The organism is Streptomyces sp. NPDC054872 (assembly GCF_053610705.1).
The window spans coordinates 372,449-386,100 of sequence record NZ_JBSGYY010000003.1; the positions used below are offsets into that span (position 1 = coordinate 372,449).

Genomic DNA, 13,652 nt, shown 5'->3' on the forward strand with positions numbered 1-13,652 from the left:
GCCGGTCCGGCGGGGAGCGACGTGGGGGGCGGATGGCTCGGGAGCGGGTCACGGGAGGCGCCCGGGCCGCTGACCGCCCGGTCACCGCTCCCCCGCCTCGGCTTCGGTGGGTACGCGGACCGCTGCCGTGCGCCCCATCAGGTCCCGGCAGGCGAAGGCGACCAGGGCGGCGACGAGTGATGTGCCGAAGGCCGCGGCGAAGACGCCCCGCGGGCCCGCCGGTTCCATCAGGAGCCCGCCCGCCTGCTGGCCGAGTGCGTCCCCCACCACCGTGGCCAGGGACGCCCAGGTGAACGCCTCGGTGAGTGAGCCGCTGTCCGCAAGGAGGCTGACCAAGGACATCTCGCCGGCGGAGACGAGCGCGATGGGCACGCTGCCGACCGCGAGCGCGAGCGCGAGGGTGAGCTGGGAGGTCGCGAGCAGCGGAAGCCCGGTACCGACGGCGAAGGCGAGCACCAGGCGCGGGAAGCGCACGTGCACGGCCACCTCGGACTGGGAGCGCCCCAGCCACAGGGCCCCCAGGGCGCTGCCGATGCCCCAGCAGGCGTACACCAGGCCGGTGTTGCCCCGCGAACCGTGGTCGTCGACGAAGGCGGGGATGGCCAGCGTCATCAGCCCGACGGGCACCGCGCTGAGTGCCATGACGGCGGTCAGCGCGAGCATCGGCGAGGAGCGCAGCGGGCCGAGGAGACCGCCACGGCCGGTCCGGTCCGCCGCGTCCTTGCCCGGCGTCGTCGTCTTCCCGTCGGCTTCCGCGGGTACGCGGGTGAAGGCGAGGCCGATCGCTCCGACGCCGCCGATCACCGAGACGGTGGTCAGGGCGGCCCCGGCGGATCCCGTCAGCATCAGGGCAGCGAGCATCAACGGCGCCCCGATCACCAGGACTTCGGTGAGCAGCGCCTCCCACAGGTAGGCGGTCTCCCGCTCGTCGTCCCGCAGCGGCAGGCGGGCCCACAGCGAGCGCATGCAGGCGTTCGCCGGGGGAAGCGCGATACCGGCGAGCACCGCAAGTACCGGCTGTGTCCAGCCGCCCGGCTCGGTCGCCCACACCAGCGCGGCGAGCGCCGCCGGGTAGCTGACGCCGGTCAGCAGCAGGACGGTCCTGCGGCCCCGCCGGTCGACCCGGCGGGCGATGAGCGGGCTGCCCAGCGCCATGCCGACGGTGTAGAGCGCCGAGACCAGACCGGCCTGGGCGTAGCTGCCGCCCTGTTCGCGCACGAGGAGCACCATGGCGAGGGACATGAGGTAGACGGGCAGCCTGGAGACCACGCTCCACCAGGCGGGTCCCGCGATCTGACGGCGGGTGAGCAGGGCGGCGAGACGGCGGGCAAGGCCGTTCGGCTTCGATTCCATGGTTCCTGTTCCGTGGGTGGACCTGTGCGGACCGGTGAGGGGACGGCTCAGCGCTGAAGCGTCCTGGCCGCCGGCGCCTGGGTGCTCACTTCGATCGTGAAGGCGTCGAGTACGCCGCGCATGCGCCGTTCCACCTCGGTGATCGTCCCTCCGGTCACGTGGACGTATCCGGATGCGTTGTGCGAGGCGCGGCGTGCTTCCACTAGGTCCCCTTCGCGGTATCTGAGGACGCTCTTGACCACGCCGGGCAGGCGCAGCAGTTCGTCCTCGGCGGTGATGCGGTGCACGGTTCCCGAGCCCGGCAGCGGCAGCAGCAGGTCGCCCGCGCAGCGGCGTGCGGAGTAGTCGAGGAGGGGGCGGCGGCCGAGGTGGACGTCGAGCGTGGCGCCGAACACGTCGAAGCCGTAGGCGTATCCGTGATTGGCGGTGATCTCGCAGCCCGCGAGCCGGACCCCGATCTCCCCCGCGTACACCTCGTCACCGACGACGAAGAACTCCATGTGCGCGTACCCGTGGTCGATCCCCATGCCGGTGACGATCCGCTGGAGCATGCCGCGCAGGTCGAACGGCGGGCCCTCGTCGGTGGCGACACTGATGTTGGCGTTCATCGCGCCGTCGACGATGTCCAGCGGACGGCACGGCATCGCGCTCGGCCACGCGTCGAGCACCTCGCCCGCGTGGATGAGCGCGCACACCTCCCACTCGGTGCCGCCGAGATGTTCCTCGACGAGCCAGGACCGGCCTTCCAGGGCCACATCGGGCAGCCGGCCGGGGCCGGTGAGCCGGAAGGTGTCGACGCAGGCGAAGGAGTCGACGGGCTTCAGGACGACGGGCCAGCCGCACCGCGCGGCGAACTCCGCGATCTCCTCCGCCGTGGAGACGCGCGCGTAGCGGGCGGTGAGCAGGCCCAGCTCACGGAACTTGTCCTTCATCGCCGCCTTGTCACGCACCCAGCTCACCTGGCGCTCCGTCATGTGCGGCAGGCCGGCCAGGGCGGCGAACCGCTGGGCGATGTCCTGGCGCGGTTCGGAGGGGTTGCAGAACCGGGTGGGCGGGGCGGGGAGTTCCGCGGCCCAGGCACGGTAGCGGGCCGCCTCGTCCGCCAGTGGAAGCCGCTCGTTCACCCAGAAAGCGGGCACGTGCGCGGTCTGCCGTACGTACGCCTCCGAGAGGTCCCGGCGTGCCGAGGCGAATCGCAGCAGGGCAAGGCGGCCGGGCAGGGCGTCCACGGCGTACCGGGTGAAGGTGGAGGCGCGGTCGTCCGCCATCAGGAGCACCGGCGCGTTCACACGCTCTCCAGCGCCTGGCGGACCGCCTTGACCGCGAGGATCTGCTCGGCCTCGGAGAGCTCCGGTGAGAGCGGCACGCACAGGGTGCGGTCGAGGAGGTCCCTGGTGCGGGCGAATCCGTCGCGGCTGAGGGCGAGCGTCTTGTCGGGGGCGAGGTTCCAGGGGAAGCCGTCGGCGTAGAGCGAACGCCGTCCGGCCACCACGGGGTGGTCGGGCAGCATGTACTTGTTGAGGGTCCAGTTGGCGATGCCCCGCCCGGTGAGTGCGGACACGGCGGCATCGCGTAACTCCCGGCTCTCGCAACGGAACCGGAGGCTGATCTTCACGTCGCCCGCCGCTCTGGGCAGGATGTCGAGTCCGGTGCGGTCGGGCAGTTCCTCCATGGCGATGGCGTGGTGGCGCTCCAGGCCCGAGAGCACCTCGTCGAGGTGGCGGAACTGCTGGTACTGGATGGCCGCGACCTCCTCGCTGGTGACCAGGTTCTCGCCGTAGTAGGCGTCCTCGTTCCAGGTGGGGTAGCGGCCGGGCACCCGCGCGGAGCCGTGGTCGTGATAGCAGCGCATCGTCTCCCAGGCCGCCGGGTCGTTGGTGACGAGCAGGCCGCCCTCGCCCGAGGTCAGCACCTTGTTGTGGTGGAAGCTGAAGGTGCCCGCGTAGCCACGGGTTCCGGTGTGCCGCCCGTCGGGGAACGTGGCGCCGAGCGCCTGGGCGCTGTCCTCGATGACGTACGGGACGCCGTCGAGCAGCGGCGCGACCGTGCCCTCCATGTGGGCGACGACGGCCCGTTGGGCGCCCCCGGGAATCAGCGAGGTGTCCATGGAGAGCGACTCGTCCACGTCCACGAGGACCGGGATGAGGCCGCTGGAGAGGACGGCGCCCGCCACGGCGACGAACGTGACCGCAGGTATGTGCACGACGTCTCCGACGCGCGGGCGGGTGGAGACCAGGGCGAGCCGCAGCGCCTCGGTGCAGTTGTGCACCGCGAGCACATGGCCGGCGCCGAGCCGCTCCCCGACCCGCCGTTCGAGGCGCGAGGCGACGCTCTCGGTCTCCGTCTGGTAGCGGAAGAGGACCCCGTGCTCGATCGCGGCACGCAGCTCGTGCATGTCGGGCCAGTCGAGGTAGTTGGCGCCGTAGGGAAGGAAACGCAACCCGAGCCGTTTGTCGAGGGTCATGTCGCGTCAGCCTCCGTGATGGGGTGCACCGAGGCGTCGACGACCATCTCCTGGCCTCGGTAGTTGCGGAGCAGCAGGCCTTCGGGAACGCGGGAGAAGTACGGCTGGGCGATGGGGATCTTGCCGATTTTCGTCGTCAGTACGTACTGCGGTACGCCGAAGCCGGTGATGTGCCCCTGCAGGCCCTCCATGATTTCCCAGCCCTTCTCGATGGAGGTCATGAAGTGGGACACGCCGGTGACGTTGTCGCAGTGGTAGAGGTAGTACGGCCTGACCCTGATGCGCAGGAGCTCGGTCATCAGGGTGCGCATGGTCTCGACGTCGTCGTTGACGCCGCGAAGGAGAACGGTCTGGTTCCCCACCGGGATGCCGTGGCGCAGCAGCCGGTCGACCGCGGCGGCGGACTCGGGGGTGATCTCCTTCGGATGGTTGAAGTGGGTGTTCAGCCAGACCGGGTGGTAGCGCGCGAGCATCTCGCAGAGCTCGTCCGTGACGCGCTGGGGCAGCAGGACGGGGAACCGGCTGCCGATGCGGATGATCTCCACGCTGGGGATGGCCCGCAGGCCGGAGATGATCTCCTCCAGCTTGCCGTCGCGGTAGGAGAGCGGGTCGCCGCCGGTGAGCAACACGTCCCGGATCTCGGGGTGTTCGGCGATGTAGCGCAGGTCCTCCTCGAAGGACTCGCCCTCGTTGTCGCGGAAGTAGCTGCCGTCGACGTCGGTGGTGTGGAACTTGCGCGTGCAGTGCCGGCAGTAGACCGGGCAGGCCTCGGTGATCAGCATGATCACGCGGTCCGGGTACTTGTGCACCACCCGGTTGGTCTTGCGGTAGAACATGTCGCCCACGGGGTCGACCTCGGCGCCGCTGAACTCCGCGAGTTCGCCGAGCGCGGGGACGGCCTGCTGCCGGATCGGGCAGGTGGGGTCGTCCGGGTCCATCAGGGACGCGTAGTACGGAGTGACGCTCCAGCGGTACTTGCCCGCTGATTTGTCGATGGCCTGTTCCTCGTCGGCGGTGAGGTTGATCCACTGCCGTGCCTTGTCGACGTTGGTGACACGCTTGCGCATGTGCCAGCGCCAGTCGTTCCACTCCGTCTCGGTGATCCCGGGGATTCCCGGCCGGTCCGGTACGGGGTGGCGGTCCGCGTCTGTGGCTCCAGGAGTGCGGGGCATGGTGTCTCCAGGTTCGGCGGGTGAGTGACCTGTCACAGGGGTGCGAGGGAGAGCTGGCGCAGGGTGCGGGCGACGCGCTGTGCGCCCCGCAGGTCGTCCCGGGCGCCGTCGAGCGCGGACCACGGGTCCGGTGCGCCCGGCTCCCCGAGTGCCCAGAGGGCGGGATCGCCCGGGTCGGCGACCACGGGGACGGGGACCGCGAGGGCGACCCGGTCGGCCAGGTCGCGCTGCCCGTCGCCGAGCGGCGGCAAAAAGGCGAGCGGGGCACGCCGGGCCTGCGCGAGCGCCACCGCGCCCAGGGTGGGGGCGGCCAGGAGCAGTTCGGCGTCGGCGTGCAGGGCGTCGACATCGGTGTCGGCGGCGCGACGGACCCGTACGCCGTCGAGCCCTCCGAGCGTGTCACGCACGCTCTCGACGCGCGTGTCGCAGACCACCTCGCACCGCTGGGTGCGGCGCACCGCCTCGGCGGCGAGCTGCCGCAGCGGTCCGGAGGTGAACGCGTCCGCCTCCCCGGCGGGCACGCCCCACAGCGAGAGCAGCAGCAGGGTGCCGCGGCGCTGCCGCCCACGAGCCGTCCGCGCGGGGGCGAGCGCCCCGGTGGCGCGCGCGCCACCCGGAGTCGCGGGCCACGGCCCCGGGAGCCATCCCGGCCGGTGCACTCGGAGCAGGGCTTCGGTCGGACCGTCTTCCCTGTCCACGGCGTACCGGTGTCCTGAACGCAACCGCACCACCGGTACGCCGAGTGCGAGCAGACGACGGGTGGCGGCATCGTCGTCGCAGACCAGGGCCACGTCCGGTGGCGGCCCGTCGCCTCCGGGCCCGCCGTCGCCCGCGGTGGGCTCCAGGTCCGTCAGGTGGGCGGCGATCCGGCGCCCGGCGAGCAGCGAGTCGAGTTCCTCGTCCCGTGTCACGAGCAGCACCCGGCGCGGGGCGGGCCCTGACGGCAGCGGTGCGGGCCCGCCGGGGCTCAGTACTGCCACGGTGCCGCCGCCCCGAGCCGTGCGACGTCGTCGCTGTAGCCGGCGGCCGTGGTGGAGCAGCCGCCGCACATGTCGGGTCCCCGCTCGCGGAAGAAGTCCGCGTGGCTGCGGAAGACCGGGGTGTCCAGGTGGATGGCGCCGCCTTCGCGCAGCGGGGCACCGCCCAGGTCTTCGCCCTCCCGGTGCGGGAGGCAGCTGCAGGCGTACATGCGCCCGTACTTGCCGTCGATGTAGATCACGTCGTCCACGACATGGCACAGCGGCTCGGAGGCGCGCGGGGTCAGTGACTCCGCGAAGTAGCGCTCCTGCTCCTCGCGGGTGTCCCCGTAGAAGCGCTTGCCGAGGGGCACGAGGAGGGAGGCGGGGTCGGCGTCGTAGATCGGGTCGCAGATCGCGCGCACGTGATCGGGGTCGGGATAGGTGATGGAGCGCTCCAGCTTGAGGGCGGAGAGTTCCCACTGCTTGACGCCTGCCTCGGTGAGGACCTTCTGCAGCTGCGGCATCTCGGTGTAGTTGTGCGGCCCGACCACGGTGTTGACCCGGGGCAGGACGCCGAGGGCCGCGGCGTCGCGCAGTCCCTGCAGGCCGTTGTCGAACATGCCGGGGGAACGCCGGTAGACGTCGTGCGTCGCGGCGGACGCACCGTCGAGACTGACGATCACCTGGGCGAGGCCCGCCTCGGCGAGGCGAGGTGCCTTCTTCGGCAGCATCATGCCGTTGGTGATCATGGACATCTTCATGCCGGCGTCCGTCCCCGCCCGCACGAGTTCGACGACGTCCCGGTGCATGAGCGGTTCGCCGCCGGTGAACCGCACATACGCGACCCCGGCCGCGCGGGCCTTGGGCAGCAGATCGGCGAAGTCCTCCGGCGAGAAGCGGAACGTGTCACGGGAGAGCGCGAACTCGCACATGAAGCAGTCCGCGTTGCAGGCTTCCAGGATCCTGATGAAGAGGTAGCGCTGACGCTCAGTCATGTACGTCGATGCCTTCCTGGACGGTACGCGGAGCCGAAGGACCGGCGGGGCCGGACAGCGGCTCCCTGTCGAGTACGCCGAACAGGGCGTCGGCCACCTGGGCGGCGCCCCCGATGCCGACGTGAGCGGCGAGTCCTCCCCACACGGCGCCCTCCGACGCGCGCCGCAGGGCCTCGAGTACGCCGTCGCGCACGGCGGTCACGCTGCCCGGGGCTTCACGCGCCCCTGCAGCGGCGGTGATCCCCCCGTAGATGACGCGGAGTGCCGCCTCCTCGCCCTGCGACCGATGGGCCAGGGCCTCGCTCTCGGCGAAGACCGACGACGGCCAGACGACTCTGACGTCGGCGAGCACGGCCCGGCTGTGGAAGCGGCCGTTGAAGATCTGGCTGAGGTTCTGCGGGGGCAGGCAGACCGTGGGCACCGAGAGACTGCCGGCCTCCAGCAGGGTGGTCAGGCCCGGCGAGGTGAGCAGCAGGTCGCACGCCGCGAGCCGGTGGAGGAACTCGCCGTGGGAGAGCGGGCCCGCCGTGACCCGCAGGTCCGCGCCGCTCGCCGTGCGGAGCCGCTCGGCGAGACCGGCGGGCAGATTGCCCGCCACATGCGCCTCGCGGACCCCGTACGTCGCGAGGGCTTCGAGCACCGCGGGCACGACGATCTCCGGATAGCGCGTCCAGTCGGCGAGGCCGGGGGCGCGCAGGCCGCCCAGGTTCACCAGGGCGCGCCGGAAGGGTTGCGGGCGGCTCCGCCGGGGCGCCGGGGGGTCGGGGGGAGCGCCGATCACGGCCTCGACCCAGCGCAGTTCGCGTACGGAGGCCAGCACGCCGAGACACTCCTGCGGCAACTCGACGCACTGCTGCGCGCAGTAGACGGAGACTTTCAGCGGAAGGTCGGCGAGGTCGCCCTCGGTCCACAGGAACGGCAGGCTGTCCACGAACACGGTCGGTACACCCGCCGCCTCCAGGGCCATGGCCGCGGGCCCGTCGAGCACGACGACGGCGCCGTCGATCCGCTCCGCCGCCACGACCTTCGCCACGGCATCGGCGCTCTCCCCCGCGGGGCCTCCGACCGGCAGGTCGTACCAGCGGTCGATCGCGTGCCGGGCCAGCAGCGGCCGTCCGAGGCCGGAGGCGAGGCCGACGAACCTCAGCGGACGAGCGGACCGTTCGCGCAGCGCGGCGAGGACGGCGCTCAGCTTGCCCGAGCTGCCCCAGCCGAACTCGGCGCCCGCGACGGCGACGGTGGCCGGTTCGGCGCCGGTGGTCGTGGTGGGTGCGCCGGGGGCGGGGCTGGGTTTCTCCCGGACGTCCGGCGGGTCCGGAGGGCGTACACCATGCATCGTTCTGACCAACTCCCTTGCTGGGGCCGGAGTGTGGCCCCTTCGGGTGAGTGCGGGGAGGGAATGTCACATCGGGATGTCGGGTGCATTCGGGCCGCGCCGCGGCGGTTGTCCACGGGGGCCCAGGCGCAGAGGGAGCCCCTCCGCTTCCCACACGATCACCCCTGTCCCCAGGCGACGCAAAGGCCCCCCTGTCACCTTCCGGCCATCAACAAGTAGTTGCGAGCCGATTGCAATAAGACGCGCACGCGGCACGCCCGGACTCACTCGAATGACACGCTCCAAGCACCGGCACCCCAAGGGCGCCCGGAGTACGCACGTGACCGTGGAGGCACTCGACACCGGCTCCAACAAGCCGTTTTGGCCACCGAGGACGGCCAGGAGGGCACCCCGGAACAACGGCCGAAAGAGGCCACTGGCACATGCCGCGCGATGCGCGCCCCGGGGCTCTCCGCCACACGGCTGACGGGCACCTTTGTCCGAGCTTCGCGCATCTTTACGCCACTGCCTTGATACTGACCTCGGGACCTCGGGTCCCAGCGACACCCAGCCTTGCCGATGTCACCAGGAGGTACCCGTGAAGATGCTGATCAACGTCGCGGAGACAGTCGTAGCGGACGCGCTGCGAGGCATGGCGGCCGCGCATCCCGACCTGACGATCGACGTGGAGAACCGCGTGATCGTGCGCAGGGACGCTCCCGTCGACGGGAAGGTGGCCCTCGTCTCCGGCGGTGGTTCCGGGCATGAGCCGCTGCACGGCGGTTTCGTGGGGCCGGGGATGCTCTCCGCCGCGTGCCCCGGTGAGGTGTTCACCTCGCCCGTGCCGGATCAGATGGTGCGGGCGGCGGCCGCCGTGGACAGCGGGGCGGGGGTCCTGTTCGTCGTGAAGAACTACACGGGGGACGTCCTCAACTTCGACATGGCCGCGGAGCTCGCCGAGGACGAAGGCATTCAGGTCGCCAAGGTGCTCGTCAACGACGATGTGGCCGTCACCGACAGCCTGTACACGGCGGGCCGTCGCGGCACCGGCGCGACGCTCTACGTCGAGAAGATCGCGGGAGCCGCGGCCGACGAGGGCATGCCGCTGGAGCGGGTCGAGTCGATCGCCCGGCAGGTGAACGAGAACGCGCGGAGCTTCGGGGTCGCCCTGAGCGCCTGCTCCACGCCCGCCAAGGGCAGCCCGACCTTCGATCTGCCTGCGGGGGAGCTGGAGTTGGGCGTTGGCATCCATGGCGAGCCCGGACGTGAGCGGCGCCCGATGATGACGTCGAGCGAAATCGCGGAGTACGCCGTGAACGTGGTGCTCGACGACCTGAACCCCCGTAATCCGGTGCTCGTGCTCGTCAACGGCATGGGGGCCACCCCCCTTCTCGAGCTGTACGGGTTCAACGCCGAGGTCCAGCGCGTCCTCGCCGAGCGCGGGGTCGTCGTGGCGCACACGCTGGTCGGCAACTACGTGACCTCGCTGGACATGGCCGGGGCCTCCGTCACGCTGTGCCAGGTCGACGAGGAGCTGCTGCGGCTCTGGAACGCCCCGGTGCGTACGGCGGGACTTCGCTGGGGCATCTGATCCCTACCGGTCTCCCGCCCTCACCAGGTACCACTCACGCCACTCGTACCGCTGATACCGCTCGAATCGCTTTGCCCAACTGTTCTACCGCGCAAGGAGTTTCCGTGCTCGATGCCGCATTCTTCCGTCACTGGCTGACCTCGGCCGCCGCACTCGTCGACCGGGAGGCGCAGCGGCTCACCGAGCTGGACTCGCCGATCGGCGACGCCGACCACGGCAGCAATCTGCAGCGCGGGTTCACCGCCGTGGTGGCCACCCTGGAGAAGGAGGCGCCGGCCACACCGGGGGCCGTGCTCACCCTGGCGGGTCGGCAGCTGATCTCGACCGTGGGGGGCGCCTCCGGGCCGCTCTACGGCACGCTGCTCCGGCGCACCGGCAAGAGTCTCGGTGACGCCGCCGAGGTCAGCGAGCAGGAGTTCGCCGACGCGCTGCGCACCGGCGTCGACGCCGTCAGCGCGCTCGGTGGGGCGGCGCCCGGCGACAAGACCATGCTGGACGCCCTCGTCCCGGCGGTCGACGCGCTCGGGGAGTCGTTCGCGGCGGCGCGCACCGCCGCGAACGAGGGCGCCCTGGCCACGACACCGCTGCAGGCACGCAAGGGGCGGGCCAGCTATCTGGGCGAGCGCAGCATCGGGCACCAGGACCCCGGGGCGACCTCGTCGGCGCTTCTCTTCGACGCGCTCGCGCAGACCGAGGAGGCCGGCCGTGCGTGACGACAAGCTGGTCGGCATCGTCCTCGTCTCCCACAGCGGCCCCGTCGCCGAAGCCGTCGCCGCCCTTGCCACGGGGCTCGCGGGCGGCGGGTCGACCGCGCCCGTGGCCGCCGCGGGCGGCACCGAGGACGGCGGCCTCGGCACGAGCGCGGAGCTCATCTCCGCGGCGGCCGCGAAGGTGGACGGCGGCGCGGGCGTCGCGATCCTCACCGACCTGGGCAGCGCGGTCCTCACCGTGAAGGCGCTGATCGCCGAGGGTGACGAGCTCCCGGAGGGCGCCCGGCTGGTGGACGCCCCCTTCGTGGAGGGTGCGGTCGCAGCGGTGGTGAGCGCCTCGGCGGGCGCCGACCTCGCGGCGGTGGAGGCCGCGGCGGCGGAGGCGTACTCCTACCGGAAGGTGTGAGGCCGGGCGGTCAGTTCCGGCGGAGGAACTGCCGGGCCAGCGCGTCACCTCGGGTGACCGCGGCCCGGTGGCTCTCGATGGGGGACGCCTTGGGGCCGTCGAAGACGATGTAGGTGACACCCGCGTCGGTGCCGCCGGTCCTGGGGTCGGGGTCGATGCCGAGCGACTTCGCCGTCGCGTAGGACGCCTCGCCGATGAGGTCGGTGGGTCCCGTGTCGCCGACGACGGCGTACAGGACCCGGCCGCGGTGGATCACCGCCGCCACCGAGCCGCCCGTGATGCCGCGCTCGGCGTGGTTCCAGCGACTGCTCGGGCCCGGCACGACGACGTAGGGCAGGTGTTCAGAGCTCAGCTGGCGGCCGCTCGATTCCTGGAACGCGGTGGTGTTCAGGAACAGTGGATCCGTGCGCCGGTTGCAGGCCCTGCTCGGCCGGCCGTCGCAGTCGATGTCCATGTCGGCCTTCCAGAACACCGCGCCCCGCTTGCCGCAGACGGGGATGCTCGGGCGGGCTCCGTCGTCCGTACGGTACTTGCCGCGTGAGACCTGTTCGCAGGTCGCCGCCTCGGCGAGGAGCGCGGCAGCCGACACGGTTCCCTCCTGGGTCGCCCGGACTGCTGAACTCCCGATGTGCCGCGTGGACTTGTTCATAGGCCCGCTCTCCTGAGGATGCGCCGCTGCGGGCAGGGACGCGGGGGCGAGCAGGGTGGCGACGGCGGCGGTGGCGAGCGCCGCGGTTCTGGTGCGCACGAGAAAGGGCCTTCCACGGGGAGGGACTGACAGTCGGTCAGGCAGGGGGTGACCCCCTGGAGCACGTGACCAGACATCCCAATCTGTCCCGGGTCCTACACCTCTGCCGCCGCCGAGGTGCGGACGGCGCACGCCGGACCCCTTGATGTGCACCCGACACCTGTGTCAAATAGGTCCGGACCAATGCCGCCCGAACGGAAGGCACGACCGTGCGACGGACCCCCCACCTGTCCGCCATCCTGGCCGTCACCGCCTGCGCCCTCACCGCCTGCGCATGGGGCGGCGACCAGGACGCGAAGGACGTGCAGCCCCCGGCCGCGCCCCGCGGCGTCACGGTCCAGGCGGGCAGCGCCACCACCGCCCACGTCATGTGGAACCAGGCGACGGACGACACGAAGGTCACCGGCTACGACGTCTACCGGGGCGCCACCCGGGTCGAGCGCGTGCCCGGCGCCAAGCACATGGTGGACGTCGTCGGCCTGAAGCCGTCGACCGCCTACACCTTCACCGTCCGCGCCCGGGACGCCGTGGGGAACATCGGACCGGCGAGCAAGAAGCTGACGGTCACCACCCCCGCCGCGGCCTCCGCCGACCGCGAGCCGCCCTCCCGCCCCGGTTCCCCTCGGGGCACGGTCGAGGGAAGCCGGGCGGTGACGCTGTCCTGGGGCGCCGCGAAGGACGACAAGGGCGTCGCCTCGTACGAGATCTACCAGGGCTCGTCGAAGATCCACAGCGTGGGCGGGAACGAGCGCAGGACGCTGGTCACGGGGCTGCGGCCGGGCACGGCCTACCGCTTCACCGTCAAGGCCCTGGACGCGGCCGACAACGCGTCCCCCGCGAGCCGCGCCGTCCGCCTCACCACCGCGGCGGGCCGGGACGACGGGAGCGGCACGGCACCGACGGACTTCCGCGCGAAGACCCGCCTCGCCGACGGGGCGTACTACATCGACCTGGCGTGGACACCGCCGCGCACCGGAGGCGCGGTGGCGGAGTACCAGATTCATCTCGACGGGAAGAACGCCACCTCGCTGGTGTTCGGCGGTACGGCGCCACGGGACAAGGCAAGGCACAGCTTCTACGTGGGCAGGAAGCCGGGCGACACCCACCACGTGAAGCTCCGGGCCAAGCTCCCCGACGGGACGTGGGGCGGCTACTCCCCCGAACGGACGGTCACCACGGGCCCGCGCCCTTGACGCCGGGTCAGGCGCCGACCGGACCGTCGCCTGTCGGCCGTACGAAGGATTCCGTCACCTGCCCGGTGGCTGTCCGCATGCGGCCTTGCCGGATGGCACGTTGGCTCGTCGCCAGGTAGCACGGGCGCTCCCCTACCTCCGGCGGCGCATGGGATGTACCGCCTCCCGTGCCACCGGAGGGCAGACTCATGCGCACTACTCAGATATTCGTCCGCTGCGGCCTGACCATCGCCGCCGCGGCTGCGCTTCCGCTGGCACTGACCGCTCCGACGGCGTTCGCCGCCGCCGGAGGGATCACGGTCACCGCCAGGGGATCGACGGTCACGGTGACCACCGCGGCGTGCCCCGACGGGGGCAACGCCTCGCTGATGAGCAACGGTCAGGCGAGCTTCGCCCAAGGAAGGCAGATGGAACTGACGGGCGGCAGCGCCTCCTGGCAGAACGTCAGCACCGGCCTGCACACGGTGGCCGTGATCTGCGAGGACGGCACGACGGCCGGTTCCCAGACGGTCACCGTCGGGGCGTCGCCGACCACCGCGTCCACGACGTCGCCCGCGCGCGGCGTCCGGGGCGGTCTCGGTGGCGGCAGCGAGGACTACGGCACGACCACCCTCGTCGCGGGCGGGGCCCTCGTGGTCCTGGCCGCGGGCGGTGGCGGCGCCTGGTACCTGCGTCGCCGCGGTGCGCAGCACCGGCTCTGATCCAGGGCCACGAAGAAGCGGCTGCCGCCGGTCCCGACTCAGGTC

General features: G+C 72.0%; 13 protein-coding genes. 5 read left to right on the top strand and 8 right to left on the bottom strand.

What is annotated here, in order from left to right:
- Window positions 1-81 precede the first annotated feature (81 nt).
- Genes ACWGIH_RS05760 through ACWGIH_RS05790 form a run of 7 tightly spaced genes read right to left on the bottom strand, consistent with a single transcriptional unit; the run spans window position 82 to window position 8,279 of the window.
- Window positions 82-1,353 carry an MFS transporter gene (locus tag ACWGIH_RS05760; protein ID WP_453451287.1) on the bottom strand — a complete coding sequence of 424 codons (1,272 nt, stop codon included), beginning with the start codon at window positions 1,351-1,353 and terminating at the stop codon, window positions 82-84.
- 47 nt (window positions 1,354-1,400) lie between these two features.
- Entirely contained in the window at window positions 1,401-2,642 is a 1,242-nt protein-coding gene (locus tag ACWGIH_RS05765; protein WP_453451288.1) for an ATP-grasp domain-containing protein, read from the bottom strand.
- Entirely contained in the window at window positions 2,639-3,817 is a 1,179-nt protein-coding gene (locus tag ACWGIH_RS05770; protein WP_453451290.1) for a DegT/DnrJ/EryC1/StrS family aminotransferase, read from the bottom strand. The genes ACWGIH_RS05765 and ACWGIH_RS05770 overlap by 4 nt, the downstream gene beginning before the upstream one ends.
- Window positions 3,814-4,989 (bottom strand): arginine 2,3-aminomutase, encoded by a 1,176-nt coding sequence (gene blsG, locus ACWGIH_RS05775; RefSeq protein ID WP_453451291.1) that lies wholly within the window; start codon window positions 4,987-4,989, stop codon window positions 3,814-3,816. The genes ACWGIH_RS05770 and blsG overlap by 4 nt, the downstream gene beginning before the upstream one ends.
- Window positions 4,990-5,021: 32 nt before the next feature.
- A complete protein-coding gene (blsF, locus tag ACWGIH_RS05780; RefSeq protein WP_453451292.1) occupies window positions 5,022-5,969 on the bottom strand; it encodes a CGA synthase-related protein in 948 nt (315 codons plus the stop codon).
- Complete coding sequence (blsE, locus tag ACWGIH_RS05785; RefSeq protein WP_453451293.1) at window positions 5,957-6,943, bottom strand: cytosylglucuronate decarboxylase; 987 nt, start codon at window positions 6,941-6,943, stop codon at window positions 5,957-5,959. The genes blsF and blsE overlap by 13 nt, the downstream gene beginning before the upstream one ends.
- Complete coding sequence (locus ACWGIH_RS05790; protein ID WP_453451294.1) at window positions 6,936-8,279, bottom strand: hydroxymethylcytosylglucuronate/cytosylglucuronate synthase; 1,344 nt, start codon at window positions 8,277-8,279, stop codon at window positions 6,936-6,938. The genes blsE and ACWGIH_RS05790 overlap by 8 nt, the downstream gene beginning before the upstream one ends.
- A 577-nt stretch (window positions 8,280-8,856) precedes the next feature.
- On the opposite strand from ACWGIH_RS05790, the gene dhaK reads away from it, so the two are divergent.
- The 3 genes from dhaK to ACWGIH_RS05805 all read left to right on the top strand — a co-directional run bounded on the left by dhaK (window position 8,857) and on the right by ACWGIH_RS05805 (window position 10,965).
- The gene (dhaK, locus tag ACWGIH_RS05795; protein ID WP_453451295.1) at window positions 8,857-9,849 is read left to right on the top strand and encodes a dihydroxyacetone kinase subunit DhaK; all 993 of its coding nucleotides are present in this window, start codon (window positions 8,857-8,859) and stop codon (window positions 9,847-9,849) included.
- Window positions 9,850-9,953: 104 nt separating this feature from the next.
- Window positions 9,954-10,562 (top strand): dihydroxyacetone kinase subunit DhaL, encoded by a 609-nt coding sequence (gene dhaL, locus ACWGIH_RS05800; protein WP_453451296.1) that lies wholly within the window; start codon window positions 9,954-9,956, stop codon window positions 10,560-10,562.
- The gene (locus ACWGIH_RS05805) at window positions 10,555-10,965 is read left to right on the top strand and encodes a PTS-dependent dihydroxyacetone kinase phosphotransferase subunit DhaM (RefSeq protein WP_453451297.1); all 411 of its coding nucleotides are present in this window, start codon (window positions 10,555-10,557) and stop codon (window positions 10,963-10,965) included. The genes dhaL and ACWGIH_RS05805 overlap by 8 nt, the downstream gene beginning before the upstream one ends.
- 10 nt (window positions 10,966-10,975) lie before the next feature.
- Here ACWGIH_RS05805 and ACWGIH_RS05810 read toward each other — a convergent pair whose 3' ends face one another.
- Window positions 10,976-11,713, bottom strand: coding sequence for a glycoside hydrolase family 75 protein (locus tag ACWGIH_RS05810; protein WP_453451298.1), 738 nt, complete (start codon window positions 11,711-11,713; stop codon window positions 10,976-10,978).
- Between the two features lie 209 nt (window positions 11,714-11,922).
- Between ACWGIH_RS05810 and ACWGIH_RS05815 the strand changes: the two genes are divergently transcribed.
- Together ACWGIH_RS05815 and ACWGIH_RS05820 are read left to right on the top strand one after the other, a co-directional pair.
- The gene (locus tag ACWGIH_RS05815; RefSeq protein ID WP_453451299.1) at window positions 11,923-12,906 is read left to right on the top strand and encodes a fibronectin type III domain-containing protein; all 984 of its coding nucleotides are present in this window, start codon (window positions 11,923-11,925) and stop codon (window positions 12,904-12,906) included.
- 188 nt (window positions 12,907-13,094) lie between these two features.
- On the top strand, window positions 13,095-13,607 hold the full coding sequence (locus ACWGIH_RS05820; protein WP_453510548.1) for a hypothetical protein: 513 nt from the start codon (window positions 13,095-13,097) through the stop codon (window positions 13,605-13,607).
- Window positions 13,608-13,652 lie beyond the last annotated feature (45 nt).